Source organism: Dokdonella koreensis DS-123 (genome assembly GCF_001632775.1).
GTDB lineage: Bacteria > Pseudomonadota > Gammaproteobacteria > Xanthomonadales > Rhodanobacteraceae > Dokdonella > Dokdonella koreensis.
The window spans coordinates 2,580,395-2,598,395 of sequence record NZ_CP015249.1; the positions used below are offsets into that span (position 1 = coordinate 2,580,395).

Annotated in this window: 10 protein-coding genes; 3 read left to right on the forward strand and 7 right to left on the reverse strand. The window is 70.9% G+C overall.

Features of this window, described 5'->3' with window-relative positions; translation table 11 throughout:
• Nucleotides 1-85 precede the first annotated feature (85 nt).
• Together I596_RS10475 and ligD are read left to right on the forward strand one after the other, a co-directional pair.
• Complete coding sequence (locus I596_RS10475; protein WP_083965510.1) at nucleotides 86-328, forward strand: DUF2188 domain-containing protein; 243 nt, start codon at nucleotides 86-88, stop codon at nucleotides 326-328.
• Between the two features lie 236 nt (nucleotides 329-564).
• On the forward strand, nucleotides 565-3,054 hold the full coding sequence (gene ligD / locus I596_RS10480; RefSeq protein ID WP_067647435.1) for a DNA ligase D: 2,490 nt from the start codon (nucleotides 565-567) through the stop codon (nucleotides 3,052-3,054).
• A 45-nt stretch (nucleotides 3,055-3,099) separates the two neighbouring features.
• On the opposite strand, the gene I596_RS10485 is transcribed toward ligD, so the two are convergent.
• Nucleotides 3,100-3,291: a hypothetical protein gene (locus tag I596_RS10485; protein ID WP_067647438.1), complete on the reverse strand. Its 192-nt coding sequence runs from the start codon at nucleotides 3,289-3,291 to the stop codon at nucleotides 3,100-3,102.
• A 394-nt stretch (nucleotides 3,292-3,685) separates the two neighbouring features.
• On the opposite strand from I596_RS10485, the gene I596_RS10490 reads away from it, so the two are divergent.
• Nucleotides 3,686-4,987, forward strand: coding sequence for an amidohydrolase family protein (locus I596_RS10490; protein ID WP_067647441.1), 1,302 nt, complete (start codon nucleotides 3,686-3,688; stop codon nucleotides 4,985-4,987).
• A 67-nt stretch (nucleotides 4,988-5,054) separates the two neighbouring features.
• Here the strand turns inward: I596_RS10490 and I596_RS10495 are convergent, their stop codons facing one another.
• From I596_RS10495 to I596_RS10520, 6 genes are all read right to left on the reverse strand, one after another.
• Nucleotides 5,055-6,401 (reverse strand): PQQ-binding-like beta-propeller repeat protein, encoded by a 1,347-nt coding sequence (locus I596_RS10495; protein ID WP_150132107.1) that lies wholly within the window; start codon nucleotides 6,399-6,401, stop codon nucleotides 5,055-5,057.
• 309 nt (nucleotides 6,402-6,710) lie between these two features.
• Nucleotides 6,711-9,176, reverse strand: coding sequence for a DUF3772 domain-containing protein (locus I596_RS10500; protein WP_150132108.1), 2,466 nt, complete (start codon nucleotides 9,174-9,176; stop codon nucleotides 6,711-6,713).
• A 138-nt stretch (nucleotides 9,177-9,314) separates the two neighbouring features.
• Nucleotides 9,315-10,121 carry a hypothetical protein gene (locus I596_RS10505; RefSeq protein ID WP_067647448.1) on the reverse strand — a complete coding sequence of 269 codons (807 nt, stop codon included), beginning with the start codon at nucleotides 10,119-10,121 and terminating at the stop codon, nucleotides 9,315-9,317.
• Between the two features lie 517 nt (nucleotides 10,122-10,638).
• A complete protein-coding gene (locus tag I596_RS10510) occupies nucleotides 10,639-12,159 on the reverse strand; it encodes a choice-of-anchor Q domain-containing protein (protein ID WP_067647451.1) in 1,521 nt (506 codons plus the stop codon).
• 84 nt (nucleotides 12,160-12,243) lie between these two features.
• Nucleotides 12,244-15,090, reverse strand: a complete 2,847-nt coding sequence (locus I596_RS10515; protein WP_150132109.1) for a choice-of-anchor J domain-containing protein — start codon at nucleotides 15,088-15,090, stop codon at nucleotides 12,244-12,246.
• A 226-nt stretch (nucleotides 15,091-15,316) separates the two neighbouring features.
• Complete coding sequence (locus tag I596_RS10520; protein WP_067647457.1) at nucleotides 15,317-17,716, reverse strand: winged helix-turn-helix domain-containing protein; 2,400 nt, start codon at nucleotides 17,714-17,716, stop codon at nucleotides 15,317-15,319.
• Between the last annotated feature and the right edge of the window lie 285 nt (nucleotides 17,717-18,001).

Sequence of the window (18,001 nt, forward strand, 5' to 3'; positions counted from 1 at the left end):
CGCGAACCCTGGCGGGCCGGCCGGAACGGCAGGGTTCAGGCGCGCACTGGTACCAAGGCACTCCGATCATTTCCAGGACGTGGCCATGCCCCGCAGGGTGATACATCTGGTCCACCTCGACGCCGACGACCGCTGGCACCTGCAGGAGACCTCGGGCTACTCGATCGGCGCGTTTCCGTCCCGCGAACAGGCCCTGCAGCAGGGCCGCCAGCTCGGCAGCACGATCCAGCACGACGGCGGCCTGGCGCAGCTGGTGGTGCACCGGCTGGACGGCTCGATCGAGACGCGGCACAGCTACGGCGAGGACCCGCGCCACCGCGTGGGCTAGAGCGTGCCATGGACGTTGAGTTGAGCGCGAAGGCCCCTGGCGCGGTGATCCAGCAAGGCGCAGCCCACCGGTCAGACTGGCCGTCTGGCCAAGGGCTGCAACGCCGCTGGGCGCCGCGCCAGGGGCCTTCCCGAAGGATTGAGCCGCCGCGCCGCCCCGACCGCGTTGCCCGCCTTGCCGGGACGACGCGGCGGCTCAACGCAGCTCACCTCAACGTCCATAACGCGCTCTAAGCCATGGGGCTGGCCGCCTACCGCCGCAAGCGCGATTTCGCCGCCACGCCCGAGCCGGCCGGGGCGGGCGGCACCCGGTCCGGGGCACGCCGCTTCGTGGTCCAGCTGCATCACGCGTCCCACCGCCACTACGACTTCCGCCTCGAACTGGACGGCGTGCTCAAGAGCTGGGCGGTGCCGAAAGGGCCGAGCCTGGACCCGGCGTCCAAGCGACTGGCGGTGGAAGTGGAAGACCACCCGATCGCCTATGCCGGCTTCGCAGGCGACATTCCCGAGGGCCACTACGGTGCCGGCCATGTCGAGGTCTTCGACACGGGAACCTGGATGCCTTCGGGCAGCGCACGCGCCGGCCTGGCGCGCGGCGAGCTGAAATTCACCCTGCACGGCGACGTCCTGCGCGGCTCCTGGGTACTGGTGCGCACGCGCCGGCAGGGCAAGCGGCAGCACTGGCTGCTGATCAAGCACGACGACGCCTACGCGGGCCCGCGCGAAGCCGACGACTTCGTCGATCCGACCACCGACCGGCCATGGCCGCCGGCGCGCCGGCGCGTGATCTGGCGCGCACACGCGACGGCGACCACCGCGGCGTCGGCGGCGACCGTGCCCCTCGACCGCCTCGGCACGGCCGAGACGATCACCCACGCCCCGTTCGCACCGGAACTGTGCCGGTCCCGTACCAGCGCGCCCACCGGCGATGGCTGGCTGCACGAGGCCAAATGGGACGGCTACCGCATCCTGGCGACCGTCGTCCGCGGCACGGTGCGCCTGTGGTCGCGCAACGGCCTGGAGTGGACCGGCAAGATCCCCGAGCTCGCCGACGCGGTTCGCCACCTGGGCTTCCGCAGCGCACGCCTCGACGGCGAGATGATCGTCCTGCAGGGCGCGCGTGCGAGCTTCAATGCGCTGCAACGACGGCTGGCCGCCGCGTCGCGCGAGCCGGCCTGCTACATGCTGTTCGACCTGGTCCATGCCGACGGGCGCTCGCTGGCGGGCGTGCCCCTGGTCGAGCGCAAGCGGCACCTGGCCGAACGCCTCGCCGCCCGCCCGCACCCGTTGCTGCGCTATTCCGAGCACCAGGTCGGCGCCGGCGCGGCCGTGTTCTCACAGGCACTCGCCGCCGGCCTGGAGGGCATCGTCAGCAAGCGTGTCGACAGCGGCTACAGCGGCACGCGCAGCGGCGCCTGGGTCAAGGTGAAGGCGCGCCCCTCCGACGAGTTCGCCGTGGTCGGCTATACCGAGCCGAAAGGCAGCCGTCCCGGCATCGGGGCCCTGCTGCTGGCCGCGCCCGATGAGCGAGGCCGGCTTCACTACGTCGGCCGCGCCGGCACCGGCTTCGATGCCGGCCAGTTGCGCGACCTGCGCCGGCGCCTGGCGCACTGGCAGGTCGATCGGCCGCCGGCCGGCATCGAGCGGCTGGCACACGCAGATCGCGCGCTGGCGCACTGGGTCGCGCCGCGCCTGATCGCGGAAGTCGAGTTCCAGGGTTACGGCGGCCACGGCCTGCTGCGCCAGGCGGCCTTCAAGACATTCCGGGAGGACAAGACAGTGAACGATCTGATCGACCAGGCGCGGTCGCCGGCACGGCGGACCGGCGGCACCCGCGCCGCGCGCCCGTCGCGCAAGCCGGCCGGCGCCGAGGCAGCGACCCTGACCAGCCCGGAGCGCATCGTGTTCCCCGAAGCCGGACTGACCAAGCGCGAGGTCGCCGACTACTACGCCGCGATCGCGCCGTGGCTGCTGCCGGAACTGGCCGGCCGGCCCTTGTCGGTGGTGCGCTGCCCGGACGGCATCGCCAAGGCCTGCTTCTTCCAGAAGCACGCCGGTCGCGGCTGGGGCGCGCACGTCCATACGATCCGGATCCGCGAGAAGGACGGCAGCGACGACTACCTGAGCGTCGACGACGCGGCCGGCTTGCTCGACCTGGTGCAGATGAACGTGCTGGAGTTCCATCCGTGGGGATCGCCCGCCGGCGACCCCGATCATGCCAGCCGGATCGTCTTCGACCTCGATCCCGGCGCCTCGGTGGCCTGGCCCCGCGTCGTCGCCGCGGCCCGCGAGGTCCGGCGGCAGCTGGCGGCGATCGGCCTGGCCTCGTTCGTGCGGACCTCCGGCGGCAAGGGCCTGCACGTGGTGGTGCCGGTCGATCCGCCGGCCCCCTGGGACGCCGCGCACCGCTTCGCCCAGGGCTTCGCCCGCGCGCTGGCCTCGCTGCATCCGGACGAGCTGGTGGCCGTCGCCGGCGCGAAGAACCGCAAGGGCAAGATCTTCGTCGACTGGCTGCGCAACGGCCGCGGCGCGACCAGCGTCGCCTCGTACTCGCTGCGCGCGCGCCCCGCGGCCGGCGTCGCCATGCCGCTGTCCTGGAGCGAGCTGGGCCGCGTTCCCGGCGGCGACGCGTTCACGCTGCGCAGCGCGCTGCAGCGCGTGCGGCGGCGCCGCAACGATCCCTGGGAGGCGATCGCCGGCACCTCGCAGGCGCTGCCGCCGGTCTGAGCGAAGACGGCGCCGGCGGGCGGCGCCGCTACGGCGTGCCCCGGCCTACGGCTGCGTCGAGGCCTGCAGCGCCGCGGCCAGCCCGGCATCGCCGCTGACGATCGCCGTCCACGGCAGGACGATGCCCTTGCGCTTGCCCTTCTCGGTGAGCTTCAGGCCGTCCGGATCCACGACGAGCGTATAGGTCGTGCCGCCCACGTCGAGTTCGCGCCGCAACGGTTTGTCGAGCTTGGTCATGGCTAGCCTCCGATCAGGAGTCCGAACTGTCACCCCGATCGGCCCGCTTTTCAAGCACGCCGCCCGCGCGCGGACGCTGCGGCGCAGCATGAACAGGTCGTGCACGGGCATCTGCGCCGCCCCGGATGGCACAGATTCGGCAAGTCCTCGGCGCCCGCCCTGTCGATCCCCGGGCGACGAAGAGCACGGGTCATGCCTCCGAAAAGCACGCTCCATCATCGGGCGGGATGCGGCCGGCGCCAGGCCACGGCCCACCACACCGAGTGGCGGCCCCGGCCCGATTCCCGGATGCGGGGTATGGCTCCGGCCGGCCGCCGCCGGGCCTCCGGCGCACCTGCGACGCCAGCACACCCGGCTGCATCTTCGGAGGAATCCTTCCCCACGAGGACGCATCATGGAACGCCTTCCGCCGCCCGTCGCACCTTTCCGCCGTCCGCCGGGACCACCGGCGCGCTGCGTCGCGGCAGGCCTGCTCCTGCTGCTCGGGTTCTGCCAGGTGGCGGCCGCGCGAACCGTGGCCTACGCGAACGGCCGCTGGTTCGACGGAGAACGCTTCACGACGGGCACGCGCTATGCGGTCGACGGACGGCTGGTCGCCGCGCCCCCCGCGTCGGTCGATGCGCGCGTCGATCTGGCGCAGCGCTGGGTCGTGCCGCCGTTCGCCGAGGCGCACAACCACAACCTGCAGAACGCGGCGAACCTCGGCCGCTTCCGCGATCTCTACCTGCGCGAAGGCGTCTTCTACGCGGCCATGCTGTGCGGCAACGAAGCGGACAACAAGAGCGTGCGCGACGCGCTGCGCGCGCGGGGCGACCTGCGCCTGGTGCAGACCGTGTGCGTGTCGAGCCCGGACGGCCACCCGCTCGGCATGGTCATGGCCGACCTGCGCCGCAGCGGCTCCGACGCCGGGCCGGAGACCGTCCGCGATCGCTTCTATGTCTCATTGGAAACGCGCGAGGACATCGACGCCAAATGGCCGTTGATCCGGGCCGCCCGGCCGGACTGGATCAAGGCGATCCTGGTCCACTCCGAAGACCCCGCACGGCGGGCCGATCCGAAGACCTTCGGCTACAACGGACTTGCGCCCGAGCTGCTCGCCCCGCTGGTTGCACGCGCGCATGCGGACGGCCTGCGCGTCGCCGTGCACACCGACTCGGCCGCCGACTTCGAGACCGCGGTACGCGCCGGCGCCGACATCATCGCCCACCTGCCCGGCTACGCGATCCGTCCCGGCAAGCAAGCCGGTGACTACCGCCTCGGCGATGCGGCCCTCGCCGAGGCGGCCCGGCGCGGTACCGTGGTGATCGCCACCGCCAGCATCGCGGCCTTCATCGCCGGGAAAGACGCCGACGCCCTGCGAAAGATCCAGGTCGTCCAGAAGGACAACCTGCGCCGCTTGCGCGCCGCCGGAGTACCGATCGCCATGGGCAGCGACCGCTTCACCGGCACCTCGCTGGCCGAGTACGACTACCTCGCCGGCTTCGGGCTGTTCACGCCGGCGGAACTGCTGCGCATGCTGAGCATGGATACGCCGAAACTGCTGTTCCCCAACGAGCGCATCGGCTGCCTGGAGGACGGCTGCCGCGCCGACTTCCTGGTGCTCGACGCCGATCCGCTGGTCGACGGCCAGGCCGTGCATCGCATCGTCCGCCGTGTCATGGGCGGTGCCGAGCTGCCGCCGCCGGCATCGCCCTAGGCGGCGCACGGACGCCTCTGCATTGGACGTCCGCTGCGCGCGGCGAAGGCGCCGCTGTCGCGATGCTTCAACGACCGGCGGCGACCGTTTCGAAACCGTCGACGAAGACCGTGTCGCTTTCCGTGCACGTCCCGTCGGCGTCGTAGCGCCGCACGACGGCGTCGTTGAGGTTCTCGCTCGGGCCGAGCACGGTCCAGCCATCGGGACTGGCCGTCACCGCGACGGTGCCGAACATCGCCAGGTCCTCGCTGCGCCGGCAGGGCCTGCCGCCGGCATCGAACTCGACGACGCGGCTGGTGACACGCCCCACGCCGGCAAGGGCGAATCCGCCCACCAGCACGCGACCGTTCGCGGCGACGCCCAGCGTGGACGGCGAGAAGCCGGCCGGTGGATCGACGTTCCACACGACCGCGCCGCTGGCGCCGTCCAGGCGAAGCAGGTGGAAGTTCTTTTCGTTCCCGAAGTCGGCCATGACCACCAGCACGTCGCCATCGGCCGCCGGCGCGAGCGCACTGATCGCATTGGAGCCGGGCGAGGCGTCCGGAAGCACCCGCGTCCAGAGGCGGCGCCCGTCGGCGGCGAGCTTCCACACCTGCGATTGCGTCTCCCCGAACAGCGACTCGGGCGCCGCCGCGGCGGCGATCGTGCCGTCGGCATAGGACACCAGGCGCGCCGGGCCTTGCGCAGCGCCCGATTCGCCGAACTCGACGTCGCTGAAGACCACCCGGCCCGCCGCGTCGAACCGCACGGTGACCTGCCCTCTGCGCCCGTCCCCGGCGACTCCCTCGCTGGTGACGGCCGCTCCGCCATCGGGCAAGGCGACGATCTCGCCGAGCCCGCTGATGGCGTCGCTGGCGGACACGACGGAACGCCATTCCGGCAGCGCGTTGCCGGCCGCGTCGTAGCGAAAGACGATGACCTCGCGACCCCCGCCGTATGCACGCACCAGCAGGTCCCCGTTCGCGCCGACGACCGCGTGGCGCCGGCCCGAATGGACCGCGCCGATCGTTCCCGGGCCCGTCTGGCGCTCCCAGAGCAGATCGCCATTGGCGGCATCGTAGACACGGACGGTGACGGCGAGCGCGCTTCCCGTGCCGACCGTCTGGCCGACCAGCGCGACACGCCCGCCGGGCAACAGCTCGATGCCGACCTCGCCGTCCACCGCGAACTCGCGCGCCCAGGCGAAACCGCCGCCGCTTCCGAAATGCAGCAAGGCGGCATGCGAACGATTGTGGTGGATCACGTCGGCGATGCCGAACACCCCGCCGTCACCGGCAACGCGGATGCCGACCGGCGTGACCCTGCGGACCGGTTCGTCGTAGGTCCAGATGCCGATCCACTCCGGCAGCCATCGGGCGACCGCCGGCGACGCCGACAGGGCGAGCGTGAGCAGTGCCGACGCTCTGAAGAGCACTGACGTTCCGGCGACGGGCATGCAGGCCTCTTGTTCGCGTTGAACCTCGAGCGGGAACCCCACCTCGCGCGGACGCCCTCGGCCTGTCCCGGCGGCGGTCAGGCCGCCATCGGGCAGCCCACGCCTGTGGATCGAAACCGCGGCCGGCATCCCGGTGACGCGCGAGCCTTGCTTCGCCGGCCGGCGCTTCCGGACGCGCCGCTCGATGATACCCGACAGGTGACGAACGCGAAGAGGCGCGTCTGCGCGGGCGGACGGGCCGGCCCGCGCCGGCCACGCAGCACCGCCGGCCACGGCGCCGATACCCGGCTATCGAGGCGCCGGCGCCGCCTGCCCCTCGTCATCGTGGTCGTCCTTCTCCAAGCGCACCCGCACCTGCTGGTTCGGGACGCCGAGCCCGACGCCGGCTTCGCGGAAACGGCGGATCACGCCCAGCAGCAGCTCGCTGCGAATCCCGTAGGCCTCGCGCGGACCGCTCACGTAGGCGAAGCAGTTGAACATCACCCGGCCGTTGTCGATGGCGTCGACGAAGACCGACGGTGCGGGCGTCTCGCGCACGCCGGGCTGGGCCAGGAGGGTCTCGCGCAGGAGCCCGCGTGCCGCGTCCAGATCCTCGTCGAGCGACACCGAGAACTTGAGCTGTACCCGCCCCAGCGGGTTGGCCTTGGTCATGTTCTGCACGGTCTTGGTGATCAGCTCGGAATTGGGGACGATCAGCGTGGACCGGTCGCCGATCTGGATCTCGGTCGAACGGACGTTGATGCGGCGGATGTCGCCTTCCTGGTCACCGAGCCTGACCCAGTCGCCGATCCGCACGGGCCGCTCGACCAGCAGGATCAGGCCCGACACGAAGTTCTGGGTGATCGCCTGCAGGCCGAAACCGATGCCGACCGAGAGGGCGCTGATCAGGATGGCGAGCTTCTCCATCCCGATGCCGAGCGCCGCCAGCGCCCAGACGACCGCGACCGCGAGCCCGAGGTAACCGACGATCGTCACCACCGAACTGCGCGCGTCGGGCTCCAGGCTGGTGGTGGGCAGGTAGCTGTTCGCCAGCCAATGGGCGACGCCGCGCAGCAGCGCCCAGACGACGAAGAACACCAGCACCGCGCGGGCGAACGCCTGCACCGAAAGCGTGGCGCCGCCGATCTGGACGCCTTCGCCGAACATCTTGAACAGGTCGAAGAACGAGGTGAAGCCGGTTCCGAACGGCACGAACAGAGCGCCGAACGCGAACACGATCAGGACCACGCGCAGCACCGCCGACAACACCACGCCCAACTGGTCGAGCGTGCGGTCCGGGACACCGAACCGCGCACGCGCGGACTGGCCCCAGCGGGCCTTGCCGGACAGCACGCCCCGACACAGATCGTCCACCAGTGCCATCAGCAGGTAGAGCGTGGCCGTCACCGCCGCGCCCCAGACGATCCATTGCGAGATCCGTATCGCGAACGCGAGATAGCCGGCCAGCGCCGCGATGAACATCCCGACGACGCCGACCCAGCCGAACACCAGGCCGATCCCGACCAGCACGCTGCGCAGCGACTCGGACGCGGCGCCGGCGGCACTTCGCTGCGCGGCGCGCGCCCGGCCCACGATCATGAGTCCGAGCGCGAGCGCGCCGACGTTCGCCACCGCCAGCAGCGCCTCCACCGCGGTGACCGTGGCCACGCTCAATCCCGCGCCGGTGGTGACCCGCATCACCAGGGCCGTGGTCACCAGGACGGCGGCGAACAACCACGGCAGCGGCCGGACGATCGTGGCCGCGGCCGTATCCAGCCGCAACAGGCGCCACGCCGGCACCCGCACCAGCAGCAGCGCGTAACCGGCGGCCACCACGTAGGCCGCCGCACCCAGCGTGTTGCGCACGGCATCCAGCAGCGGCACGCCGGCATCGGTCACCAGGCCGGAGCGCTTGAGCGCCGCCGCCAGCACGACCAAGGCGATGACCGGCAGGGCCGTTTCGGTCACCAGCAGCCAGGCCGCGAACACCGAACGCTGCAACCGCGCCGCGCCGGTGGTGTTGCGGGCGGCATGGCGCATGCCGCGCTCGTGCAGCCAGCGCCGCACCGGCCACAGCACCAGCAGCGCGATCAGCAGCGCCGAGCCCAGCACGGCCACCACGCGCGCGGTGTAGCCACCGGCCGGCCGCGCGCCGATGCTGCCGATGAACGCGAGCAGCCGTTCCGCGTCGGAACCGGCCTGCGCGCCCGCCGCCGTCCAGAACGCGGCCGACAGCGGCGATGCCGATCGCTCGGCCAGCTCCTGGCTGACAGCCTGCACCTGCGCGGCCGCGAGCGACTCACGCGACTGGTTGGCGTCCAAGGCCAGCAGCCGGGCCCGCTTCACGGCCGAATCCACCTTCGCCTGGTCGGCCGCCAGGCGCTGGCGCTGCTGCCTGACGTCGGCCGCCTCGGGCATGCCGTCCACGACCGGCCCCAGTTCGTCCAGGCGCTGCTGCAGCACGGCCTGCTCCGCGGCGAGGCCATCGGCGATCGTGCGCGCGGCGGCCGCCACGGCCGCGGCGCGCCGCTGCAGATCCAGCCGCTGGCCGCCATCGGCGACCGTCGCTGCCTGGCCGCGGATGGCCTCCAGCTCGTCCACCTGCCGCGCCAGTTCGGCCTGCGCCTCGACCAGCTTCGGCTGGCCGTCCTGGGCCTGGCCGGGAACGGCCACCGTCATCAGCCACAGCAGCATCCACACACCGGCGGTGCGCAGCAGCGTGCCGGGCAGCGAGCGCCGCGGCGGCACGGGGGAATGAAACGCAATCAGAGGCACGGGCGGCTCCGCGAGCGGGCCGGCAGCCCGCCCGCCGGGAATGGTCGATACGCACGAACCCGGCACGCATGCGCGCCGGCACCGGAACGGGCGGGAGCGGCGCCGCCGTTCTCCGGGCGGCCCGCCTGCCGCGCCCGCCTAGAATGCCAGCGTGATGCCCGCCATCGGTCCCTTGAATTCCAGGTCGATGCCGCCGCGCGCATCCCGGCCGGACTCCTCGTAGTTGATCTTGAACCAGTCGTAGCCGGCGAACACACCGAAGGCATCGGTGATGCGGTACTCGACGATCGCATTGGCACGCTTGATCTCGCCTTCGTAGTCGAAATTGCCCCACCCCGCATCGAGGTACTGGGCCTGGACGCTGAGCAGCCACTTGTCGCTCGGCTTGCCGGTCAGCCGCAGGCCCACCACCGGGGCCACGCCCTTCTCGCCGGCGGAGGCGCGGTACTGGTTCTCGCCGGCTTCGGCACGCAGCCGGCCGTCGACCTTGGCCCATTCGGCGCCGATCTGCAGGCCGGCCGAGAACCGCGGACTGTCGACGACCGAGAAGTCGTAGATCAGGCTGGCGAGCTGGAACTCCGCGTTGTACCGGGCGAAGCTGCCGGCCGGCAGCGTGACGTCGCCGTACGTAAGATCGCGCCCGAGCGTGGCGTTGTTGTCCTTCTTGAATCGAAAGTAGTCGAAGATCAGGCGATTGCGGTCACTGAAGCGGAACACGCCGTCGATGCGCGGCGAGATCTCCTTGCCGCCGAGATCGAACGCCTCGCGAAACGAGGCGTCGACGCCCGCCGCACTGCCGTCGCCATAGAGTTCTCCACTGCCATCCGCATGCATCGCGCCGAGCCGCAGCGTGAACCGGTCGTCGCTCGGATCGGCGCAGGCCGTGGTGGCGGCGAACAGGCTCAGGAACGCCACCGCACTGCTGTAGGGGTATCGGGTCGTCATTGCTTGATCCTCGTTTGTGGGGCGGCGCAACGCGTACACGTCCGAGTCGGCTGGACCGGCCCGAGGTATTCCACAACCCGCCGCCCGGTAGAAGGCCACGCCCCGCTACTCTAGTCAGAGGACGATCCGCACAACAACACGCCGGCGATCATCCGGCATGCCCCGGTTCAGCGAAACCGCTTGGGCACCCTCATGTCGGGAAGCCGCTGGACCCGCCTCGGTGGCGGTCACGCGGCGCAGGTACCGATCCGGACGGCCGCCCGAACGGTCGCATGGCCGGCATGCAACGGCGGATCGAACGCGCGATCGAGCGCCCGCTCGTGGACAGGCGGTGCCGTGGATCTCCGGCGGCGCGCGCCGGCGCGTCCCGACGATCCGCACGCGATCACCCGTCCCCTGCGTCCTGCCGGCCGGATCCGGCGGCAGCGCCCGTTCCAGACGCCATCGGGAACGCGGTCGCCGAGGCGCGCCGGACCGCCTTGCGTCCCGTGCGCGCCGCAGACGCGATGCGAGAGGACTAGTCCGATTCGAAACCGTCGCAGAAGATCGTCTCCTCGTCGGCCGGCTGGCGCTCGATCGCACCGATGTCGGTGGCGGCGCCGGAGGTGCGCGCGTAGGCACCACCACGTTGATCCGAAACGAGCCCGTCGGGATTGACGCCGGCATCGATCGCGCAGGAGCCGTCACCGAGCCGGTGCGTCATCGTCGCGCCACCGTTTGTGGCCAGCGGCAACAGCAACGGATCGCAGCGCAGCGTATCGGCCGGGAACACCGCGGTGTTCGACGCGGCGCCGATCAGATTGTGGCTACCGGTGATCCGGACCGATCCGATCTCGCCGGTGGGATCGAACAAGCCGACCTCGGCGTCGGCGGCAGCTTCGTTGCCGAACACCAGGCTGCTGTCGAGCCTGACGACGACCGAAGGGTCGGCGGCGAACACGAGCAAACCCCCACCGATCGACTGGCCGGCCCTGTTGCCGAACACCGTGGTGTTGCGGATGCTCGAGTCCAACAGCACGACAAGGCCGCCCCCCGCGGATTGCTCGCCCAGGGTTGCATTGCCCGAGATCGTGCTGTTCGAGACGTCCGCGGCCACTGTCATGACACCGCCCGCATAGGAGGCATAGCCCAGGGTCGAGTTGCCCGACAGCGTGCTTCCGCTGGCGCGCATGACGTATGCATAGCCGCCGCCGCCCCAGGCGGCGCCGCCCTCGGTCGAATTGCCCGACACCGTCGAATCGGTCAGCGTGATCGTCGCGACGGGAACGTGGAAGCCGCCACCGAACGAATTGTCGCCGCTGGTCCAGTTGTCGACGATCGCGCTCTGGATCGCTACGGCATCGACCAGGCGCGTCGCGATGCCGCCGCCGGGCGATGCGGTCCCGAGCGTCGCGTTGCCGGCTACGATGCTGCGCGTCAGCGACAGGGGCTGGTACGAATAGATGCCGCCCCCGGGCGAGGAGGCCCCGGTGGTTGCGTTCCCGGAGACGACGCTGTCGACCAGTTCCAATCCTGCATGGGCGAGAACACCGGCACCGTAGCCTTGCAGCTTGTTCGTCAGGTTCGACGAGATTTCGCTGCGATCCACGGTCAGATCGGCTCTGGCCAGGACTCCGGCTCCGCCGCGGTCCATGTCCTTCTCGTCCAGACGCCCGCCGCTGATCTTCATCCAGCGCAGGACCAACGGTGCCGTCTCGAGGGTCTCGATGATCCGGAAGGTCGTATCGTCCGCCTCTCGTCGCACGGTGACCAGGCGATCCTGCCCGTCGAGGTCGAGCGCGCTGGTCACGAGCAGCGAACCGCCGTCCGCCGCGGTCAGCGTGATCGAGGAGACCCCCGGCGCGAACCGGATCGTGTCGGCGCCGCTGCCGGCCGGACAGCCGGAGATGGCGGCGTCCGTATTCGCCGCGGCCACGGCGTCGCGCAGCGTGCACCGGTCGGCGACCGAGCCGTCGGCGTCGCTGTCGACGAGAATGGTCGCCGCTTGCGCCGCCGGCAGACCGAGCAGCACCAGCAGGGCGGCGCTCAGCGGGCGCAAGCGCCCGGCCGGCCGTACCAAGGAAGGATGCGATAAGCGATGAAAGAGCATGGATTTCTCCGCAGTGCGGCCGCCAGGCGGCCGCTAGTGATTCGACTCGAAGCCGTCGGCGAACAGGGAATCGGGGCCGAGGAACAGACGCACCGGCAGCGTCAGCCGGCGCCGCAGGGGGTCGTTGCTGTACAGGCAGAGGTTCGCGCTGTGCCAACCGTCCGCCAAGGCCGCGCCGTCGAAATCGATGTTCAGTACCTGAGGGGCGGCGCCGGCGGCGATGGAGCCGCCGGGTGGCGACAGCGACAGCCACGGCACTTCTTCCGGCGCGGTGCAGGCGTTCGTCCGTCGCGCAATCGCCAGCGACTGCCACATCGCACCCGACTTGATTCCGAAGACTTCGGAGATGAAGGTGGTCGCTCCACTGGCGGCATCGATCGACCAGAAAGCCCCGCTGCCGTTCACCGACAAGGGACGCGACGACAGCAGATGGAACGACCCGCTCGAAGCGTCGTAATCGAGAGCCAGTGCACCGCGTGCGTTGGGATCGAGCGAACCGAGGGCGATCGCCTCGGTGGTGTGCTTGTCGATCATCAGCAGTGCACCCAGCGTCTCATCCACGCCGTAGAGCTGCCCCTGCACGTCGAACGCGATGTCCGCGACCTGCGGCGCATTGGCGATCGCACCGACCGGATGCACCGCCGCCGTGGCCAGGTCGAGCGTCCATAGCGCACTGCCCGCCCCCTCGGTGGCGGTGCTCAGGTACATCGTGCCGGTGGTCGGATCCTGGCGCAGGCCGGTGATCCGGTTCAGCGGCAGCGGGACGGTCCCGACGATTTCGTAGTGCGGTGCAGGAAACGGTCGGTCGAGATCGACCCAGCGCATCAGTTCATGCGTCGCGTCGTCGATCGCGTAGAGCGTCCTGAAGTCGTCGTCGGCGAACGCGATCGCGCGGATCTGGCGTCCGTCGAGATTGGCGATGCCGTTCGCTCCGCCCGGCGGCGCATAGCTGGTACGCGCCGGATCGAAGCGGATCAGCGAGCCATAGCCGATTCCCGACCAGTCGTTGTACAGGTCGAAGGTGTGGAACGCCGCCGGCGTGCCGGCCGCAGCGGCCGGCAGCACGTCCCGCACCGCACGCGCTGACGCGCTCGGCGGGAACAGGTCGAAGCTGGCCGGTGCGCTCGCGCCCGACCAGTCGAGCCGCCCTTCTCCGGCATTGCCGATGCCGACCTGGACGCGGCCGCTGCCGTGCGAGGGCACGATGGCGCTGATGGTCTCGGCGCCGCTGACCAGCCCGGGCGCCAACCCGACGATCTGCAGTGCCCGCGAGTCGACGTGGATCGAGGGCGTGGTCGGCGTCCAGACGATCCGGCGCACCGACCTCAGACTCGGCGTCTGGTACGAGTAGCCGATCCCATGCAGATCCTTCTGCAGGCCGATGCTCGCGTTGCCGCCGTCGTCGTCCTGCGCCAGTGCGCCGAAGCGCGTGTTGCGGTACTGGTACTCGATCCGGTTCGAGCCTTCGTGGAGGATCAGCTCGGCATCCAGCCCACGGCTCGGATCGACCTGCCCCGGCGGGATCGCCGCCGGCACCTTCTGATGCCACTGGATGACCAGCCGCCGGTTCGGCGCCGTGCCGACCAGCTTGCGGTGGATCGCTCCGTAGCGCGTCCAGAACTTCGCCGCGTACACCGCCGCGAACGGGCTGTTCTCGATGTAGTCCGAGGCGCCGCTCGGAAGAGCGCCGACGACGGCATTGTCCGGGCATCTTCCATTCAGGACCGCGGCGAACACGCCGTCGTTGGACACGCAGTAGCGGTCCACCGACGTCCGGTAGAAACGGAAATCGAACGGCATCGTCGCGATCGCGCCCGGCGTCACGACCTCGCCGTCGGTCGCGTCGAGGTAGTCGGCCGGCTGGCTGTCGTCGAGGTGGTAGTCCTGCGCCTGGGTCTGCGAGGTCGCCGTGGCCGAGAGCGTCTCGGAGCGGCCGACCGTGATCACGCGGTTGTAGCGGTAGCTCGCGCCGGGCGCCAGGTCGTGCACGTCGGCACTGAGGATCGTGCCGACGCGGTCGTCGCGCAGCCAGTGATGGCGCAAGGTCTCGGGCGACGTATTGGTGACCTCGTAGCAGAGGTTGATGCGGTCGCCGAGCGTGGCCTCGATGCGGTCGGAGCCATCGCAGGCGTCAGGCGTCGACGGATCGTAGGCCGTGGCTGTCAGCGCCAGGTTAAGCCCCGCGCTGCCGTTCGGATCGGTGCCGATCGTGACCCGATCCAGGCCCAGCCGGCCGGAAGCCCGATGCGCCGGTGTCTGTCGCACGTAGTAGCGGAACGCGATGCGCCCGACACCGCTGGTCGGCACCGCCCCGCCCGGACCGATCGTGTACCGCGTCCATTCGCTCGGAACGCCGTCGTCTTCCTCGTCGGGATTGATGTCCAGCAGCAGGTCGCCGAATTCGCCGACGTCTTCGGCGGCCGTGCCGACGTCGGTACAGGCGCCGCTGCGGCAGAGTCGGACCTGTAGCCGATCGACTGCCGGGCCAAGTTCGGGAAGGCTCAGGCTGCGCGCCTGGAAGGTCAGCGAGAACGATCCGCCGAAGGCGACCGGCGGACTGAGCAGCCAGACGCTGACGACGCCGCCCTCCGGAACCTGCTGGGGATTGAGCGGGACGAGGTAGGCTCGCGGCGGCGCGTCATAGCCGTCATACAACCACGGCGATTGCTGATGCCAGCCGTGGCCCTGCGCTCCGTGGCGCAGCGGCTGCTCGCTGTTGTCCTGGCGCATCCAGCCGTTGGCATAGATGCCGACACCCGGTGTTGCGAACTGCTCGAAGCCCTCGTCCACGGCCAGCGGCAGCGATCCGGCGCCGGCGGCTCCCGCAGCGGCGACCAACCCCATCAGGCAGGCCGCCGGCCCGCCCCAGTATCTCGACATACGATTTGTCCTCGTTGCGGCGGGCGCAGCCCGCTGACCCCGTACTGATGACACCGCACCCGCAGGGGGTGCGTTGCGACTGTCCGGCAACGCTAGGGCATCGGCGACGGGGGCGGATGACGGAATCGTCTCCGAACCGTCTCCCTTGCATCAAAACGCGGTGGCGCGCAGTCAGGGCGCCACGAGCGCGTCTTGCGCAGATCGTAAGGAGAACCCGCGATTGCGTTCAGAGCGGTCCGTGCGGATCGCGCTCGCCGGCCAGCGCGGCGGCGCTGACGTCCGCCGCCGCGGCCAGGGCCGGTTCGCCGAGCGCCCGGTACAGGACCGCCGCTGCACGCGCGGCGCGGAAGTCGCGCTCGACCAACGGCGCGAGCCGGCCGGCCAGCATCGTCATCGTCTCGTGATCGCCGCCGTGCTGCAGCTGTCGCGCCCAGGCCAGGCCGACCGTCACCAGCGCATCGGGGTAAGGGCCGCGATCGGCCTCGGTCAGCGCCATCGAGAAATGCGTGCCGGCCGCCGCATCGCCCCTGACGGCCAGAATCTTCGCCTCGACAAGGGCCAGCGCCAACGGCCGCAACGTGTCGCCGCTGTCGGCCGCGCCACGACGCAGGTGCTCGAGCAGGCGTTCGGCGAGCGCGACGTCGTTGCCGTCCAGCGCACTGCTTGCCAGCACCATGACGGCACCGCCCAAGCTGGTGCGGAAGGTTGGCTCGACCGGGTGCTCGATGCGGTCGAGCAGGAGGTCGGCCTGCCGCGAGGTGATGCCGGGCCGGTGCCGGGCCGCATCGAGCTGGACGCGCAGCAGCAGCAGATCCGGCATCGCTTCGGCGCTGGCCGGATCGGCGATCGGCCCCAGTTGTTGCAACAGGGCCTCGGCCGCGCCGAGCTGGCCGTTCGCGAGCAAGGCGTAGCCACGTACGAGGGCCAGATAGTTGACCAGGATGCGGCTCTCGATCGAGCCGGCCAGCTGCCAGGCACGCTCGCTCAAGACCAGCGCGCGCGCATGGTCGAGCAAGGCCAGCCGCACGCCAACCGCCCCGATCAGGGCGGCTGCCAGACGGTCGTTCATGTTGAAGCGGTCGAGGACGACGATTGCCCGATCGAAGGCTGCCGCCGCTTCGCCGTAGCGACCGCGCGCACGTTCGGCAAGTCCGATTGCGCTATCGAGATTCGCCAGCATCGGCTGGTCGCCGGCACGCGTCATCGCAAGACGCGCTCGGCCGAAGTCCGCCAGAGAACGGTCGGTCTGGCCGAGATAGCCTTCGGCCAAGCCGCGCATCATGTACGCCTGCCCGACCGAGGCCGGGTCTCCGCGCTCGCCGAGCAGGCCGATCGCTTCGCCGTAGCGCACAACCGCTTCCCCGTAGCGCTGTCGACGCTCGGCGATCGCGGCGAGCCCCATCGTCGCCACGGCGCGCAGCTCGTCGGACAGGCCGGTCGATGACCCGGTCAGCGGTTCGAAAACGGCGGCGGCTTCGTCGAGCCGGCCGCTGTGGAAATCGATCTGGGCGGTCTTCAGCCGCAACCGCGGATCGGTGCGCAGATCGACCGGTGCGGATTCGGCCAGTTCGCGCGCGCGCGCGTGATCGCCCGCGAGGCTGGCCGCGTCGATGCGCTGCAGCAGCTCGCTCAACCGGTCCGGGCGGACGTCGAGCGACCTCGTTTCGATGCCGGCCGCGCGCAGCACGCGTTCGACTGCGCCATTGGCCGCGTCGAGCGGACTGGCCGCCTCCGCCTCGACCGTCTGCACGGCCTCGTTGCCATGCATGGCCAGCGTGATCTTCCAGCCGCCGTCATGGCGCGTGGCGCGCGGCACGACGACGTACGACGCCCCCGTGACCAGCCGGACCTGCTCCAGTTGCGCCGGATCGCCGACATCGAAATGCGGTTGCTGGCTCAGCAGGGCGACCACGCGATCACTCGGCGTCACCTGCACGCCGCCGCTTTCGCGCAGGCGCGCACCCAGGTAGTCCATCACGCCGAGTCGGACCCAGGCGCCGTCACCGGCTTCCGCATCGAGCGTCACCGGCAGCACGAGAAACCGTCCGCCGTCGATCGCAGCCGGCTCTGCGGCGGGTGGCGGTGGCGGTGTGCTGCGCCCGAGCCAGATCACCCCTGCGCCGGCCACGACGAGAATCGCGGCAAGGACCGATGCCGGCAGGCGCCAGCGCCGGGAGGTGCCGGGAACGGGCGACGACGTGACGGGCACCGGTACGGCCGACGGCGAAGGTGGGTCCTGCACCTGCGATGCCTGCGACGGCGATGGTTGGGCCGGCAGCGGCGCGGCATCGATCAGCTCCACCGGCGCCACCCACTGGTAGCCGAAGCGCGAGACGGTACGCACGAGTTGCGTGTCCGCCCGCGTCTCGCCAAGTGCCCGGCGGGCCTTCCACAGGGTTTGCGCGAGTACGGCGTAGCCGACGTCGGTACGGCCCCATACCGCCGAGATCAGCTCGTCGCGGCCGACCGCGCGATCGCGGTGCTCGAGCAGGTACGCCAGGCATTCCAGCGACTTCGGTGGAATCGCGACGGGCTCGTCACCGCGCAGCACGATGCGTGCACGCGGATCGAAACGGAACCCGGCGAACGAGTAGCTGCGCATGAAATGCGTTGGGTTGTCCGCCATGAATGCTCGTGCTCGCACAGCCCCAGGGACGCCGTCCGGCCCGGCCAGTGGGCGTTCGTGAGAGCCGGCTCGTCCCTCAGTGGCGCCCAAGCCCGGCTCGATAAGAGGCTCTTTGCGAGGTCAGACTGCCCTGTGTGCGGACAGCCTGCCGAAGTAGACCTGATCGAAGGGCCGGCGATCAAGGTTCGAGTGCGTCGCCGCGTGCCGTGGAACAGGTCCGTGGACCGTCCCTCTGAGCAGCCAGGACGGGGGCGCCGTGTCTGCGGCTGCCCGGTGGCTCACCGG

What these genes read in the sequence shown, in the direction of transcription:
- I596_RS10515 (WP_150132109.1), bottom strand. Translation starts at nt 15,090, where the DNA reads ATGTCGAGATACTGGGGCGGGCCGGCGGCCTGCCTGATGGGGTTGGTC.
- I596_RS10485 (WP_067647438.1), bottom strand. Translation starts at nt 3,291, where the DNA reads ATGACCAAGCTCGACAAACCGTTGCGGCGCGAACTCGACGTGGGCGGC.
- I596_RS10505 (WP_067647448.1), bottom strand. Translation starts at nt 10,121, where the DNA reads ATGACGACCCGATACCCCTACAGCAGTGCGGTGGCGTTCCTGAGCCTG.
- I596_RS10490 (WP_067647441.1), top strand. Translation starts at nt 3,686, where the DNA reads ATGGAACGCCTTCCGCCGCCCGTCGCACCTTTCCGCCGTCCGCCGGGA.
- I596_RS10520 (WP_067647457.1), bottom strand. Translation starts at nt 17,716, where the DNA reads ATGGCGGACAACCCAACGCATTTCATGCGCAGCTACTCGTTCGCCGGG.
- ligD (WP_067647435.1), top strand. Translation starts at nt 565, where the DNA reads ATGGGGCTGGCCGCCTACCGCCGCAAGCGCGATTTCGCCGCCACGCCC.
- I596_RS10475 (WP_083965510.1), top strand. Translation starts at nt 86, where the DNA reads ATGCCCCGCAGGGTGATACATCTGGTCCACCTCGACGCCGACGACCGC.